The organism is Moraxella sp. ZY200743 (assembly GCF_050885545.1).
Lineage (GTDB): Bacteria > Pseudomonadota > Gammaproteobacteria > Pseudomonadales > Moraxellaceae > Moraxella > Moraxella haemolytica.
Genome location: NZ_CP091313.1, coordinates 1,743,358 through 1,759,234, shown reverse-complemented (window position 1 = coordinate 1,759,234; position 15,877 = coordinate 1,743,358). Strand labels below are relative to the sequence as shown.

The 15,877-nt window shown below is 44.2% G+C and carries 8 protein-coding genes, 2 tRNA genes and 3 rRNA genes; 10 read left to right on the top strand and 3 right to left on the bottom strand.

The genetic code is table 11. The annotated features are described in order from the left end of the window. Positions 1 to 8 precede the first annotated feature (8 nt). Both L3D27_RS08600 and L3D27_RS08595 read right to left on the bottom strand, forming a co-directional pair. The gene (locus L3D27_RS08600) at positions 9 to 1,028 is read right to left on the bottom strand and encodes an ABC transporter ATP-binding protein (protein WP_432480927.1); all 1,020 of its coding nucleotides are present in this window, start codon (positions 1,026 to 1,028) and stop codon (positions 9 to 11) included. A gap of 3 nt (positions 1,029 to 1,031) precedes the next feature. Beyond that, positions 1,032 to 2,636, bottom strand: a complete 1,605-nt coding sequence (locus tag L3D27_RS08595; protein WP_432480926.1) for an ABC transporter permease — start codon at positions 2,634 to 2,636, stop codon at positions 1,032 to 1,034. Between the two features lie 192 nt (positions 2,637 to 2,828). On the opposite strand from L3D27_RS08595, the gene L3D27_RS08590 reads away from it, so the two are divergent. Together L3D27_RS08590 and L3D27_RS08585 are read left to right on the top strand one after the other, a co-directional pair. Next, positions 2,829 to 3,827 (top strand): extracellular solute-binding protein, encoded by a 999-nt coding sequence (locus L3D27_RS08590; protein ID WP_432480925.1) that lies wholly within the window; start codon positions 2,829 to 2,831, stop codon positions 3,825 to 3,827. Positions 3,828 to 3,980: 153 nt separating this feature from the next. After that, positions 3,981 to 6,503, top strand: a complete 2,523-nt coding sequence (locus tag L3D27_RS08585; RefSeq protein ID WP_432480924.1) for a TonB-dependent receptor — start codon at positions 3,981 to 3,983, stop codon at positions 6,501 to 6,503. Between the two features lie 181 nt (positions 6,504 to 6,684). Here the strand turns inward: L3D27_RS08585 and L3D27_RS08580 are convergent, their stop codons facing one another. Next, the gene (locus L3D27_RS08580; RefSeq protein ID WP_373628335.1) at positions 6,685 to 7,281 is read right to left on the bottom strand and encodes a 2OG-Fe(II) oxygenase; all 597 of its coding nucleotides are present in this window, start codon (positions 7,279 to 7,281) and stop codon (positions 6,685 to 6,687) included. 71 nt (positions 7,282 to 7,352) lie between these two features. Between L3D27_RS08580 and L3D27_RS08575 the strand changes: the two genes are divergently transcribed. The 8 genes from L3D27_RS08575 to L3D27_RS08540 all read left to right on the top strand — a co-directional run bounded on the left by L3D27_RS08575 (position 7,353) and on the right by L3D27_RS08540 (position 15,679). Beyond that, entirely contained in the window at positions 7,353 to 8,231 is an 879-nt protein-coding gene (locus L3D27_RS08575; protein WP_432480923.1) for a 23S rRNA (adenine(2030)-N(6))-methyltransferase RlmJ, read from the top strand. 25 nt (positions 8,232 to 8,256) lie between these two features. Continuing rightward, complete coding sequence (pssA, locus tag L3D27_RS08570) at positions 8,257 to 9,072, top strand: CDP-diacylglycerol--serine O-phosphatidyltransferase (protein ID WP_284673267.1); 816 nt, start codon at positions 8,257 to 8,259, stop codon at positions 9,070 to 9,072. Positions 9,073 to 9,976: 904 nt separating this feature from the next. Then, a 16S ribosomal RNA gene (locus L3D27_RS08565) occupies positions 9,977 to 11,508 on the top strand. A gap of 61 nt (positions 11,509 to 11,569) precedes the next feature. Continuing rightward, positions 11,570 to 11,646, top strand: a tRNA-Ile gene (locus tag L3D27_RS08560). A gap of 4 nt (positions 11,647 to 11,650) precedes the next feature. Then, positions 11,651 to 11,726 (top strand) — tRNA-Ala (locus L3D27_RS08555). A 267-nt stretch (positions 11,727 to 11,993) separates the two neighbouring features. Next, a 23S ribosomal RNA gene (locus L3D27_RS08550) occupies positions 11,994 to 14,851 on the top strand. Between the two features lie 131 nt (positions 14,852 to 14,982). After that, positions 14,983 to 15,096, top strand: a 5S ribosomal RNA gene (gene rrf, locus L3D27_RS08545). Together the 16S, 23S and 5S rRNA genes with 2 tRNA genes alongside form the textbook arrangement of a ribosomal RNA operon. A gap of 112 nt (positions 15,097 to 15,208) precedes the next feature. Then, entirely contained in the window at positions 15,209 to 15,679 is a 471-nt protein-coding gene (locus L3D27_RS08540) for a pilin (RefSeq protein WP_284673266.1), read from the top strand. Positions 15,680 to 15,877: the final 198 nt, after the last annotated feature.

The window sequence follows — 15,877 nt, the reverse complement described above, 5'->3', positions numbered from 1 at the left end:
TTTTTAAGCTAAAAGGTTGCCACTTGATGAATCGCAACCTCAATGGTGTCGCCAATTCTATGGGCAGGGCGGTCTTTGGTCATGGAAGTTTGCATAAATAGTGTATCGCCCTGATTGTTTTGTAGGGTGTAAAGCCAGTCTCCTCCACGAAAATCCCTGTCTATGATGCTAACAGCGATGCCTTGATTGTTTGTTTGAATGACATCATGCGGTCTGATGAGCATCTGTGTGTCTAGGCTGTTGTTTGGCAATAAAGGAATAAAACCAAAAGAGCATTCCATACCATTGGGGTGAACTTTGAGAATATCGTATAAGACACCTTCTCCGACAAAACTGGCAACCTGTGCATTGGTGGGGCGGTGATACAGTACTTCTGGGTCTGCCCACTGCTGAATGATGCCATCTGCCATTACGCCAATCACATCTGCCATGGCAAAAGCTTCAGACTGTTCATGGGTTACCAAGATGGCACTGACATTTTGTGATTTGAGTAGCTTGCGTACTTCTTTGGATAGGTTGGTGCGTAGCTCAACATCAAGGTTGGAAAAAGGTTCATCAAGCAAGATTAGCTTAGGTTTTGGGGCGAGAGCACGCACCAAGGCAACTCGTTGCTGTTGTCCGCCTGATAGCTCATGTGGATAACGATGCTTGTATGCATTTAGATTGACCAGTGTCAATAACTCATCAATGCGAGCATTTTTTTTGGATTTATCCAAATGACTTAAGCCAAATCCGACATTTTGAGCCACAGTCAAATGTGGAAAAAGGGAGTAATCTTGAAATACCATGCCGATTTGGCGTTGGTGAGCAGCAATGTTGGTGTTGTTATTAAATAGTGTATGGTCATTTAAAGAAATCACCCCAGTGCTTGGCTTTTCAAAACCAGACAGACAGCGTAGTATGGTTGTTTTACCGCAACCAGAAGCGCCAAGCAGGCAAGCGATTTCACCAGTTTTTAAAGTAAAATTGACATCGCTTAAAATCGTCTTGTTGTCAAACTTGATGGATAAATTTTCTACGGTTAGCATAACTTAGCTCTTTTGGTCTATTTTGACGAATAAAATGACAGGAATTAGTCCTGTTAGCACGATGGTCAATGCAGGCAAGGCGGCTTGTTCGTACATACCTTCGCTTGTAAAAGAATAGATGCGTATTGCCAGTGTGTCCCAGTCAAACGGACGCATCATTAAAGTGATTGGCATTTCTTTCATGGTATCTACAAATACCATGAGTAGGGTAACGCCCAACGAACTTTTAATGAGGGGTAAATGTACCTTAAAAAGTGATGAAAGAGGTGTTGCCCCTAGGCTTTTGGCGGCTTCAATGTGGGTACTTTTAATGCGTTTCATGCCAGAATCCATTGTTTGTACACCTAATGCCAAAAAACGAATCAAATAAGCAATGAGTAGAATAATGACTGTTCCTTTAAAGATGGCATCATGCTCGGCAAATGCTGGTATGTATTCAATCAAATAATTATCCAAAAACGCCACAGGAATGAACACACCTACCGCCAGCACTGAGCCGGGAATGGCATAACCAAGCGTTGCGATTCTAGCACTGATTAGGGCAAATTTGCTAGTATCATGGCGAATGCTTAGACTAATAAAAAAGGCAAAGATAGAAACGAGTGCAGCGGCAGATAGGCTAGCGATGATGGAGTTTTTGGTTTGTTCAACAACAGCGATAAAATCAATGCCCTGCCAAGTTTCAATAACCCATAGACTAAGCTGTATGATGGGTAATAAGAATGCCAAAAACAATATGCTAGCACAGTAACTAAATGCCAGCCATTTTTTGATACCATGTAAGTCAATGATACGATGATAACTACCGCGACCCGTGCTTTCAAAACTTTTGCGGCCACGGCTAAGCTGCTCTAATACCAAAAAGATAAACACCAAGCCAACCAAAAGACTTGCTAGTTGCTTGGCGGTTTCAATGCTAAAAAAACCATACCACGCTTGATAGATGGCGGTGGTAAAAGTATCATAACCAAAAATAGATACCGCCCCAAAGTCCGCCAACACTTCCATCAATGCCAATATGATGCCACTGGCAATCCAAGGGCGTGCCATGGGCAAGGCGATTTTAAAAAAGGACTGTCGATTTGACAACCCTAAGGATGCACCAACTTCTAAAGCACGATTACCCATGCTACTAAAGGCGTTTTTGGAGAGTAAATAGACATAAGGATATAAAGTTAGGCTCATGACGAGTGCCAAGCCACCGCCATGCCTAATGTTAGGCAGACCATTGTTAAGCCCCCATGCTTCTCTTAGATAAGTACTGATGACACCCGTATAATCAAAAATCCCAAGCTGTACAAAAGCCAGTACATAAGCAGGCACCGCCAAAGGTAGCATCATTGCCCAAGAAAAGAGCCGTTTGAGTGGAAAGTGATACATGGCGGTTAGCCAAGCGGTACTTGTGCCAAGTACGGTTACGCCGATGCCTACGGATAATGCGAGCCATAGTGTATTTTTTAATAAATGACCCAGTTCATAATCAAGTAAAAACTGCCAAATCTCGGTATCAAACTCACCTAGGGAAGATAAAATGACACCTAAAGGAATGATGACTAATAAAGAACAAAGTCCGAGCCATAAGCGTGCAATCAGCGTTGAATTTGTCATAATTGTGCTAATCTATATAGGGTGATAATGATTGCTTATTAATGATAATAATTATTGTTAATATACCAATATTGTATTATAATATAGCAGAAAACGGCAGTATTTTGTGAAATTTTTTATCAAAAGATTGCCATCTGGTGTTTTATTTTAATGTATGCCATTAGATTGGCTTTTTTAAAGAAGGACGAGTTTATGTTAAAAAAAATTTTGACCGCTCAGGTGACTGTATTGATGGCACTACCAGCATTTGCTAGCGAATTGGTGGTTTATTCATCTCGTGCTGACGAGCTTTTAAAACCGATTGTGCAGGCATACCAAACCAAAACAGGCACAAAAGTTACACTGGTTAATGATAAAGATGGCCCATTGATGGCAAAGATTAAAGCTGAGGGTAAAAATACCAAAGGTGATGTGCTGATTACTGTTGATGGAGGAAATTTGTGGAAAGCTTCACAAATGGGACTACTTCGTTCAATCAATTCCACTGCACTAAAAAATAACATTCCATCACACCTAAGAGCTGCTAATAACCAATGGTTTGGTCTGTCAGTGCGAGCTCGTACCATTTTTTATAATGCCAAGACTGTCAACCCAAGCCAACTTTCAACTTATGCTGATCTAGCTAATGAAAAATGGAAAGGTAGGTTATGTCTACGCACTTCTAATAATGTGTACAATCAATCATTGGTAGCAACCATGATTGCCAATCACGGTCAAGCAACAACTGAGCGTGTCGTTAAAGGTTGGGTGAATAACCTAGCAACCACGCCATTTTCTAATGATACGGCATTATTAGAAGCAATCAATGCAGGTCGCTGTGATGTGGGTATTGCCAACACTTATTACTATGGTCGTTTGATCAATAAAACGCCTGCCGTTGCAAATAATGTTAAAGTATTCTTCGCTGATCAAGGCGGTAAAGGTACGCATGTCAATGTTTCTGGTGCGGGTGTACTAAAACACAGCAAAAACCCAGCCGAGGCTCAAAAATTCATCGAATGGCTATCAAGTGCAGAAGCTCAAAAATTATATGCCGACCGTAATTTTGAGTATCCTGCCAATGCTCGTGTAAGTGCCACACCACTTGTATCTCGTTGGGGAAGTTTTAAGCAGGACTTCATCAATGTCGCTGTTGCTGGTCAAAACCAACAAAAGGCCATCATGCTGATGAAAAAAGCAGGTTATAACTAATTTTTAGTTAGGTTTGATTGCTTAGCCAAACCGCACCATAATATTGGTGCGGTTTTTGCATGGAAGTTTAATAAAATATTGCTAAAGGTGTATTCTTATTAAGAATTGTTATGTTATAATATGATTATAATACAGGCGTACAGGAGCAACAACATGATGAAACGAAAGACTTTACCACTGGCGATACTGACACTGTTAACACAGGTGGTTTATGCCGATGAGATTTTGCATGATGAACCAAGTGTGGCATTAGATCCCATGGTGGTCGCATTAAATAAGACTTTGCTATCAGGGAGTGCTTTTTCTGGCAACCAAAAGGCTTCTGACACCACTATATCTAAGTCTAAGTTGCAGCAGCGTTCAGCCACGCTAGGCAATGCCCTAACAGGCGAGCTAGGTGTTCATTCTAATCCTTTTGGGGGTGGTGCATCCGCTCCTGTTGTGCGTGGGCAAGAGGGTGTGCGTGTCAAGGTCTTAAACAACGGCTTGGGTGTGGCGGATATGTCAAACATCAGTCCTGACCACGCCGTGTCGGTGGATACGCTACTTGCCAGTCGTGTGGAGCTTGTGCGTGGGGCAAGTACGCTTATGCACGCCAACGCTTCGCCTGCTGGGGTCATCAATGTGATAGACGGCAAAGTACCAAGCCGTCTGCCGTCTGGCGTGGAGGGCGAGTCTTTGTTTCGCTATACCACAGGCTCGGACGAAAAGCTCATTACAGGCTCGCTTGCCTTTCCGCTAGGTAGCCGTTTGGCGATGCGTGTGGAGGGTCTGGCAAGAGATGCCAATCCTTACAATGTCCCTGCCATCAAGTTTGACGGCGAGACCTTAAAGTATCTGCCTGATTCGTACAACAACACCAAAGCCAGCACCATAGGCTTATCCTACATCGGCGACAAAGGTCATCTGGGGATTGCCCATACCCTACGCCGTGAGAACTATGGGCTTGTGGGACACAATCATAAATATGACGAATGTGCTGCCCATGTCATCGACCCTCATAACAAACTTGGGCGAGGTCGCCACTATTTGACGATTTATCCGCACCTGATGGACGACACCGACATGCTTGATTCGCTCCATTTCCACTGCGGCAACGACCATGAAGCTGACCCCGCCCACAGCCACGACCATGTCTATGGACATAAGCACGACCATCATCACAAAGCCCCTTGGCTTGAAATGCGGTCAAGCTCCACAAGTATTCAAGGCGAGCTGAATCAGCCATTTAACTGGCTAGACAAAGTCAAGCTAAATTTAGGCTACACCAATTACAAGCACACTGAGTTTGACGAAGGCAAGCCCATTATGACAGGGAGCAAAGAGCGGTTTGTGCAGGGCAATCCTGTTTATTATGGCAATGATGCTTATCTGGGCAAATTAAGCTTTCATCACAGCATTAAAGACAAATACGGTCTGGTATGGGGAGCTGACTACGCCCAAAACCGCACGCACGCCCTAATCCCTAGCATTAAAGAAAAGTCAGAAAACCGCCGACCTCTGGTAGAGAACACCCAAAAATCATTGGGGCTGTTTGCCTTGACCAATGCCAAGTTTGGCAAGCTCACTTTAGAGACTGGCTATCGTTTTGAAAACACCAAAATCCCTGTGCATTATGACCTAGATGAGATTGACCACACTCTAAAACGCTATGGGCGAGCGGTTCGCCAAGAGTATCCTGATTTGACGACCTACAAGCAAAACGCTAAATCCTACGCCATTACCGCCTTGTACGACATCACACCAAAGCTTCGCCTTGATACCACTTATTCGCATAACGAACGCATACCAAGCCCGATGGAGCTTTATTATCACGGCAAGCATTTGGCGACCAATTCCTTTATGTTTGGTAACAAAAACTTGGATAAGGAAAAATCGGATAACTTAGAACTTGGTCTAAACTTCAAAGGCGATAAATGGCATATCAAAGGCAGTGTCTATGGCAATAATTTTGATAACTTTATTCACCCAGAAAATCTCTACAAGGTCGGCAACCTTGCGATGAGACGCTACACCCAGTCCAAAGCTAAGATTCGTGGGGCGGAGCTTGAAGTCGGCTATCAAGTGAACCCCAATTATAAAGTAGCAGTCTTTGGCGATAAAGTGCGTGGCAGATTGTATGACTTTGAGCCGATTTTTGTGGGTAATATCTATGGCGACAGACAGCTGGTTGGCTACGAAGACCCAGAGGAGTGTGGGTGGAGCAGAACGCACCCAGATTATGAAGAAGAGTGTGCCATCTACAAACGCCCCATCATCGGTCAAAAGACCATCACACGCCCTGACCGCCACGCTCCTAGAATGTCGCCTGACCGTCTTGGATTTCGTATCAATGGCGAACACGGTAATTGGTCGTCGTCTTTGGAGTTTAGCAAGGTCTTTGTCCAAAAACGCACATCAGAGTCTGTCGCCGCCAAATACGACAGCGAATGCCCCTATCATAACGCAGGACGCAACAAACTTTGTCCCATTTATATCAGTGAGCATGCCACAAAAGGCTACAACCTTTTAAATTTGGGCTTGGATTATCATGGGTATAAAGGGCAGGTGGGTTATACTTGGTCGGTTCGTGCCAACAATTTGCTTAATGAAAAAATCTATGTTCACAACTCGTTTCTGCCTTTTGTGCCACAGCAGGGGAGAAATGTCAGCGTATCGCTAAGTATGAATTTTTAGAGGTTTTTTCTTAGGCGGTGCGATGAGATTTTAGCTAAGGGGTGGAACTACCCCTTGGTTTGACAAGCCAGTCAAAGACGGGTAGGGCGTGGTGTGTTGTCCCGCAACAAATGAACCTGCCCAAATAATAGGGTGATTATAATATAAAGCATGATGCACTGCTATTTACTTATCGTACTCATCAGAGCCTATCATCACGCCGAAGCCAAGTAGCGATAGAAAACCGTGTGCGGTTGGTGATTTCCACTTGATGTAATAGATTGCTGTCAAACACCACAAGACGATTAAGTTGTGGCAGAAGCTGTCTTGTCTGACCGATTTTATCTACAACCGTGATGTGACCACCGTCGTCAGCTGCCCAGTTGTCATTTAAATAAAATACCGCAGAAATCACTCGCTCATCTCGTCCTTTAGGATTATCTGAGTGCCATTTGTAGCCAAAACCTGACGGATAGCACGCATAATGAGCTTCGCTAGAACGAATGCCTGCATACAAGGTTTGGTTGAAATATCGCCCAAGTTCATCAATTGTTGCAAGATATGCCATACCCACAGGGCAAGATTCGTCAATCCAGCGAATACTATCGCCACGAATGGCACTTGCTCGTTCGCCATGGGTAAGCTTTGCTTCTTTATATTCTATAAAGCCACTTTCATTTTGTAAGAGGGTTAAGCCATCTTTGTCAAAGACATTGTCAAGCACCATCGTGCCTGTGGTAATAAAGTCGTCTAATTTGGGGTCAATTAGGGTGTGCCAATCGGCATAGAAAGCGGTCATAATAAATAAAAATAGCCAAAAATCGTGAGTTATGCTACCATAAGTTATTTGAAATAACACGCAATTTTATCATGAATTATAAACACGCCTATCACGCTGGCAACTTTGCTGATGTTGCCAAGCATATTTTATTATTACAGATTCTCGCCCAGTTTAGTGCCAAGGCCAAACCTTTTTATGTGCTTGACGCCTATGGTGGGCGTGGGCTGTACTCTTTGGAGGGTGTAGAGGCAACCAAAACAGGTGAAGCTGATAGAGGTATTCGTACCTTAGAAAATACCAATCTTACTACGCCACCAAAAGCCATCGCTCAGTATCTATTAGACCTTGACATTGCTCGCAAAACTTACGATAAGCATGTCTATCCAGGGTCGCCTTGGTGGATTGCTAATCATGCCTTGAACCATTCAAGTAATGCACCCTTGCGTGTCGAAGCTTTTGAGGCGGTGGCAGATGAGTACGATGCCTTAAATTACCAACTCTACCAACTCCCTATCGGTATCCATCATCGCAATGCCTTTGAGGGTGTGCCTGCTGTATTACCGCCAAAAGAAAAACGGGGCGTTATCTTACTAGACCCACCTTTTGAGCAGGAACATAAAGATTTTAGCCGTTTGGTAGATTTACTGGTGGCAAGCCACAAAAAATTTTCCACAGGAACATTTGTGCTGTGGTATCCCATCAAGAACAAAGAAGCGGTAGAGTTGTTCTATAAAAAAATGAAACGCACCGAAATCCGCCGTCAGCTTGTTTGTGAGCTAAACCTATACCCTAATGATGTGGCAGTAGGCATGAATGGCACAGGGCTTCATATCATCAATCCGCCTTGGCAATTCGACGAACACGCCAAAGCTATTTTAGAAACGCTTGCTCCAATCCTAAAACCTGCAGATGCACCTGCCATGAGCCTTGATGAGATGGCGGTGGTTAAATGGCTAGTGGGTGAATAAAACAACTCTTTAAACAAAAAAAATCATGACAAATACTCAATCCAAAAAGAACACCCATGATGATTATGATGGCATTACTTTTGAGGTGGTGGAACTAGAGGCGGTAGATGCTGAACAATCCAGTAACCAAAAAAAGGTCAGTCGTGGTGTGTACCTTGTACCAAATTTATTTACCACTGCGTCCATGCTTTCGGCGTTTTTTTCCATCATTGCCAGTAGCGAAGGACGCTTTGAGAAAGCATGTTTTGCCATTTTCCTATCTGCCATCTTGGATGGTATGGATGGGCGAGCTGCTCGAATGTTAAATGCCCAAAGCCCCTTTGGTGAGCAACTAGATAGTCTGGCTGATTGTATTGCTTTTGGGCTTGCCCCTGCCATTCTTATGTACCATTTCGCCTTGCATGAGTTAGGACGGATTGGAATTGCGTCTGCGTTTGTGTTCTCAGCTTGTGCAGCATTTCGTCTTGCCAGATTCAATGTGCAAATCGGATCGGTGGATAAGAAGTACTTCATCGGATTGGCAAGTCCTTTGGCGGCGATTTTGGTTGCTGCTAGTGTGTTGGTCTTTAAAGATCATGGTGAGGCTTTTACTTCATTATTGACCGCCATCTGTGCAGTGTGGACGGTTATTTGTGGGCTTTTAATGGTTAGTAATGTCAAATATTACAGCTTCAAAGAATTTGACCGCCAAAAAGTTCCTTTTGTCGCCCTGATTGTGGGTGTGCTGGTCATGGGTGTAGTGTTGTATGACATTCCTGTTGGCATACTTGCCATTGGTATGATTTATGCTTTGTCAGGATTTTGGACGACTTTTAAGAGAAATGCTCATTCTAAGTTATAAGGGTGAAAGCTGTTTTTTGAGTTAATATTTTAAAGATTGCCCATATCAATTATCATGCCAGTAGTTTGGGTTGATTTTACCTAGAACTGTCATTGTTTTTATTTTGATACAATAAAAAACCCCCTATCTCTGTATGGGCTTTTTCATTTATTGTTCTCTTAAGGTGGCGGCAGGGAATAATTATTGATATTTAAACCAGTAGCCAAACCTAATCATTTAATCATGCCACAATCCTAAAATTTAAAGTAGCAGTTTTAGTTTAGCAGTGCCCATCGGTCGTATGAGTCGGTATACCTAAAAATTGAATAGCTATACTTAATATGAAGTTTGGTGATGATAAAATTGAGTTCATTACTGCTTAAGCTAGAGCACTGATTTAAGTTGTACAGATGAAAAACTCTTGTCAATAATTAAATCTGATAAAGAAGGCGATGACAGCAAGATGGTATTGAATATTTTATTATTAAAAATCAATAATATACAAAATATTTATGATTTTTTTATCAAATTTCAAAAAAAGTCGTTGACACCCTGTTAAAACCCTGTATAATACCCACCACTCAAGCACAGCAAGTCATAAAAAACTTATTTAAATTCAATAAGTTAAAAAATTTGAGACGAGAATTAACAAATCTCAAAAAAACTTTAAAAATTTTTAAAAAAAGCTTGACACCAAATAAAAACAGCGTATAATACGCACTCATTCGCTGGACGACAACGAATGACACTATTTAAAATCCAAACTAAAGAACAACTTGTGTGGATTTTTGCTAATACAAGATAATACAAAAATTATCATTTATCAAGCAAAAATACTCAAAGTTAATTCATTTACACGATGAGCAAATTTGCTAGTAATAAATGAGCCAAGATTGACCCACTTAATGGGTTACTTAGAAAGATTAAACTGAAGAGTTTGATCATGGCTCAGATTGAACGCTGGCGGCAGGCTTAACACATGCAAGTCGAACGATGACGCTCTAGCTTGCTAGAGAAGATTAGTGGCGAACGGGTGAGTAATGCTTAGGAATCTGCCTATTAGTGGGGGATAACGTAGGGAAACTTACGCTAATACCGCATACGTCTTACGAGAGAAAGGGGGCTTTTAGCTCTCGCTAATAGATGAGCCTAAGTCGGATTAGCTAGTTGGTGGGGTAAAGGCCTACCAAGGCGACGATCTGTAGCTGGTCTGAGAGGATGATCAGCCACACTGGGACTGAGACACGGCCCAGACTCCTACGGGAGGCAGCAGTGGGGAATATTGGACAATGGGCGAAAGCCTGATCCAGCCATGCCGCGTGTGTGAAGAAGGCCTTTTGGTTGTAAAGCACTTTAAGTGGGGAGGAAAAGCTAGTTGCTAATACCAGCTAGCCCTGACGTTACCCACAGAATAAGCACCGGCTAACTCTGTGCCAGCAGCCGCGGTAATACAGAGGGTGCAAGCGTTAATCGGAATTACTGGGCGTAAAGCGAGCGTAGGTGGCTGCTTAAGTCAGATGTGAAATCCCCGGGCTTAACCTGGGAACTGCATCTGATACTGGGTGGCTAGAGTAGGTGAGAGGGAAGTAGAATTCCAGGTGTAGCGGTGAAATGCGTAGAGATCTGGAGGAATACCGATGGCGAAGGCAGCTTCCTGGCATCATACTGACACTGAGGTTCGAAAGCGTGGGTAGCAAACAGGATTAGATACCCTGGTAGTCCACGCCGTAAACGATGTCTACCAGTCGTTGGGTCTCTTGAAGACTTAGTGACGCAGTTAACGCAATAAGTAGACCGCCTGGGGAGTACGGCCGCAAGGTTAAAACTCAAATGAATTGACGGGGGCCCGCACAAGCGGTGGAGCATGTGGTTTAATTCGATGCAACGCGAAGAACCTTACCTGGTCTTGACATACAGAGAATTCGCTAGAGATAGCTTAGTGCCTTCGGGAACTCTGATACAGGTGCTGCATGGCTGTCGTCAGCTCGTGTCGTGAGATGTTGGGTTAAGTCCCGCAACGAGCGCAACCCTTTTCCTTAGTTACCAGCGATTTAAGTCGGGAACTCTAAGGATACTGCCAGTGACAAACTGGAGGAAGGCGGGGACGACGTCAAGTCATCATGGCCCTTACGACCAGGGCTACACACGTGCTACAATGGTAGGTACAAAGGGTTGCTACACAGCGATGTGATGCCAATCTCAAAAAGCCTATCGTAGTCCGGATTGGAGTCTGCAACTCGACTCCATGAAGTCGGAATCGCTAGTAATCGCAGATCAGAATGCTGCGGTGAATACGTTCCCGGGCCTTGTACACACCGCCCGTCACACCATGGGAGTTGATCTCACCAGAAGTGGTTAGCCTAACGCAAGAGGGCGATCACCACGGTGGGGTCGATGACTGGGGTGAAGTCGTAACAAGGTAGCCGTAGGGGAACCTGCGGCTGGATCACCTCCTTAACGATATTATCTGATTAGCAAGAATTCACAACAAGTTGTTCTTTAGTAAGATGTTTAAAACGGGTCTATAGCTCAGTTGGTTAGAGCACCGTGTTGATAACGCGGGGGTCATAAGTTCAAGTCTTATTAGACCCACCATATTGGGGTTATAGCTCAGTTGGTAGAGCGCCTGCCTTGCACGCAGGAGGTCAGGAGTTCGACTCTCCTTAACTCCACCATATTTAAACATCAAAAGCATACATAAGCAATTTGATAAGAGATTTCTTATTTATGCTTTAACTTTATGAACTGACGAAGTTCATATCATTATTTAACAACGAAAATATGAGTCTGGGTTAATTATTTAATTCCAACAAATAATTAACCATTCCAATCACACTCCACTTCTTTTATAGAAGGTGATTGGATAAAGTAAAGAGAACTGAATCAAGCGTAAACATAGGTAAATCGTTACACATTACCCATAAGACCCCTTGGGGTTGTATGGTCAAGTAATGAAGTGCACATGGTGGATGCCTTGGCAGTCAGAGGCGATGAAAGACGTGATAGCCTGCGATAAGCGTCGGTGAGGTGGCAATATCCTGTGACCCGGCGATTTCTGAATGGGGAAACCCACCTATCATAAGATAGGTATTCTATTCTTTGGATAGAAGGCAAACCGGGAGAAGTGAAACATCTCAGTACCCCGAGGAAAAGACATCAATTGAGATTCCCCAAGTAGCGGCGAGCGAACGGGGAGGAGCCGATCAAATTTACAGTAGCAAAATGGCGTGGGAAAGCCAACCATAGTAGGTGATAGTCCTGTATGCGAAACTGTTTATGAGACATATTAAGTAGGGCGAGACACGTGAAATCTTGTCTGAAGATGGGGGGACCATCCTCCAAGGCTAAATACTCCTGACTGACCGATAGTGAACCAGTACCGTGAGGGAAAGGCGAAAAGAACCCCTGTTAGGGGAGTGAAATAGAACCTGAAACCGTGTGCATACAAGCAGTCGGAGCGGACTTGTTCCGTGACGGCGTACCTTTTGTATAATGGGTCAGCGACTTATATTCTGTAGCAAGGTTAACCGTTTAGGGGAGCCGTAGGGAAACCGAGTCTTAATAGGGCGTCTTAGTTGCAGGGTATAGACCCGAAACCGAGTGATCTATCCATGAGCAGGTTGAAAGTGCCGTAACAGGCACCGGAGGACCGAACCCACTGTCGTTGAAAAGCCAGGGGATGACTTGTGGATAGGGGTGAAAGGCTAATCAAACTCGGTGATAGCTGGTTCTCCCCGAAAGCTATTTAGGTAGCGCCTCGGACGAATACCATTGGGGGTAGAGCACTGTTTCGGCTAGGGGGTCACACCGACTTACCAAACCGATGCAAACTCCGAATACCGATGAGTACTATCCGGGAGACAGACGGCGGGTGCTAACGTCCGTCGTCAAGAGGGAAACAACCCAGACCGCCAGCTAAGGCCCCAAATTCCTAGTTAAGTGGGAAACGATGTGGGAAGGCACAGACAGCTAGGATGTTGGCTTAGAAGCAGCCATCATTTAAAGAAAGCGTAATAGCTCACTAGTCGAGTCGGCCTGCGCGGAAGATGTAACGGGGCTCAAACTAGGAGCCGAAGCTGCGGATTTAATTGTTTCAATTAAGTGGTAGGGGAGCGTTGTGTAAGCCTGTGAAGGTGTATCGTAAGGTATGCTGGAGGTATCACAAGAGCGAATGCTGACGTGAGTAACGACAATGCGAGTGAAAAGCTCGCACGCCGGAAGACCAAGGGTTCCAGTCCAACGTTAATCGGGGCTGGGTGAGTCGACCCCTAAGGCGAGGCCGAAAGGCGTAGTCGATGGGAAATTGGTTAATATTCCAATACTTGTTTATGATGCGATGGAGGGACGGAGAAGGTTATGTCAGCCTGGCGTTGGTTGTCCAGGTGGAAGGATGTAGGTAGGTTTAGTAGGCAAATCCGCTAGACTATTACTGAGATCTGATAGCAAGCCAGTTTACTGGCAAAGTGGCAAATACCATGCTTCCAGGAAAAGCTTCTAAGCGATAGTCATAAACAAATCGTACCCGAAACCGACACAGGTGGTCAGGTAGAGAATACCAAGGCGCTTGAGAGAACTCTGCTGAAGGAACTAGGCAAAATGGTACCGTAACTTCGGGAGAAGGTACGCTGCCGATGGTGATAAGACTTGCTCTTTGAGCTGTTGGCAGTCGCAGATACCAGGCTGCTGCAACTGTTTATTAAAAACACAGCACTCTGCAAACACGAAAGTGGACGTATAGGGTGTGATGCCTGCCCGGTGCTGGAAGGTTAATTGATGGGGTTAGCGTAAGCGAAGCTCTTGATCGAAGCCCCAGTAAACGGCGGCCGTAACTATAACGGTCCTAAGGTAGCGAAATTCCTTGTCGGGTAAGTTCCGACCTGCACGAATGGCATAATGATGGCAGCGCTGTCTCCAGCAGAGACTCAGTGAAATCGAAATCGCAGTGAAGATGCTGTGTACCCGCGGCTAGACGGAAAGACCCCGTGAACCTTTACTACAGCTTTACATTGAACTTTGACCTAACTTGTGTAGGATAGGTGGGAGGCTTTGAAGTGGTGACGCCAGTTGCCATGGAGCCAACCTTGAAATACCACCCTGGTTATGTTGGGGTTCTAACTTAGATATAACAGTATCGAGGACAATGTATGGTGGGTAGTTTGACTGGGGCGGTCTCCTCCTAAAGAGTAACGGAGGAGTACGAAGGTGCGCTCAGAACGGTCGGAAATCGTTCAAAGAGTATAAAGGCAAAAGCGCGCTTAACTGCGAGACCCACAAGTCGAGCAGGTACGAAAGTAGGTCTTAGTGATCCGGTGGTTCTGTATGGAAGGGCCATCGCTCAACGGATAAAAGGTACTCTGGGGATAACAGGCTGATACCGCCCAAGAGTTCATATCGACGGCGGTGTTTGGCACCTCGATGTCGGCTCATCTCATCCTGGGGCTGAAGCAGGTCCCAAGGGTATGGCTGTTCGCCATTTAAAGAGGTACGCGAGCTGGGTTTAGAACGTCGTGAGACAGTTCGGTCCCTATCTACCGTGGGCGTTGGAAATTTGAGAGGATCTGCTCCTAGTACGAGAGGACCAGAGTGGACGAACCTCTGGTGTTCCGGTTGTTTCGCCAGAAGCATTGCCGGGTAGCTACGTTCGGATGGGATAACCGCTGAAAGCATCTAAGCGGGAAGCCCACCTCAAGATAAGATTTCCCTAAAGAGCCGTTGTAGACTACGACGTTGATAGGTTGGGTGTGGAAGCATGGTGACATGTGTAGCTAACCAATACTAATTGCTCGTTTGGCTTGACCATACAACACCCAAGTGGTTTAAAACCATTTCATGTGTTGTATAAGTAAGTGTAAAGATTTTACCTAACAAGCTTGAATCAATCTTGAATAAAAATAAAAAAACAGACTCATACAGCGTTGTTAATCCTTTTACGCTGACGACAATAGCAAGATGGAACCACCTGATCCCTTCCCGAACTCAGAAGTGAAATGTCTTAGCGCCGATGGTAGTGTGGTTCGCCCATGTGAGAGTAGGTCATCGTCAGCATCTTATTTCAAACCCCTCACATTGGAAGATGTGGGGGGTTTATGTTTGGGGGGTTGACTTATGGGTTCGAAGTTAAGATAATGTCATTATTTTATATTCATGAGAGTGAAGTATGATTAATCAAAAAGGATTTACCTTAATTGAATTATTGATTGTTATTGTGATTATTGGTGTGCTGGCAATGTTCGCAATTCCTCAGTTTCAAAGTCGCATTGCTGTTGCACAAGTAAGTCGTGTTACAATGGAAATTAGCCAGCTGCGAAGTTCGGTGGATATCTGCCTATTGCAGGGTAGTAAAGGTAGTGAATGTCAATTGGGTTGGACAAAAAGCAACTTGATTGCGGATAGTGGCATGACCTCTGCTGGTGGCGATACTCATGCTCAAACAGGGCAGTCGGGATTGACGGTAAGTTTGAGCGATACATCAAAAATTGAAGCTGTTCTAGGTCAGGATGCTGCAAGCATGCTACATAACAAAAAAATCATTTGGACGCGTGATAATAAAGGTGTTTGGAGTTGTGCTACTGATGTTGATGCAGAATATAGTCCGGCAGGGTGCAAGTCTTTATCTGTAATGCCTTAAAATTAAAGTATTGATTTAATATATATTATTTGTTATAATTATTCGTCTATTTTTAGATAGATAATTTATTTCAACAATACACACATGAAGGTTGCTTTTAAGCATGGAATATCGGGGTGTTTATGGGCTTGATTAATTTGCTAGTATTAGTGAATGCGTGCACATAGATTCGGTATTTTACTTTCGTGGAGGCGTAAC

Excerpts from the sequence above, each read along its gene's own strand:
- L3D27_RS08600 (WP_432480927.1), bottom strand. The coding sequence starts at position 1,028 with ATGCTAACCGTAGAAAATTTATCCATCAAGTTTGACAACAAGACGATT.
- L3D27_RS08595 (WP_432480926.1), bottom strand. The coding sequence starts at position 2,636 with ATGACAAATTCAACGCTGATTGCACGCTTATGGCTCGGACTTTGTTCT.
- L3D27_RS08590 (WP_432480925.1), top strand. The coding sequence starts at position 2,829 with ATGTTAAAAAAAATTTTGACCGCTCAGGTGACTGTATTGATGGCACTA.
- L3D27_RS08585 (WP_432480924.1), top strand. The coding sequence starts at position 3,981 with ATGATGAAACGAAAGACTTTACCACTGGCGATACTGACACTGTTAACA.
- L3D27_RS08580 (WP_373628335.1), bottom strand. The coding sequence starts at position 7,281 with ATGACCGCTTTCTATGCCGATTGGCACACCCTAATTGACCCCAAATTA.
- L3D27_RS08575 (WP_432480923.1), top strand. The coding sequence starts at position 7,353 with ATGAATTATAAACACGCCTATCACGCTGGCAACTTTGCTGATGTTGCC.
- pssA (WP_284673267.1), top strand. The coding sequence starts at position 8,257 with ATGACAAATACTCAATCCAAAAAGAACACCCATGATGATTATGATGGC.
- L3D27_RS08540 (WP_284673266.1), top strand. The coding sequence starts at position 15,209 with ATGATTAATCAAAAAGGATTTACCTTAATTGAATTATTGATTGTTATT.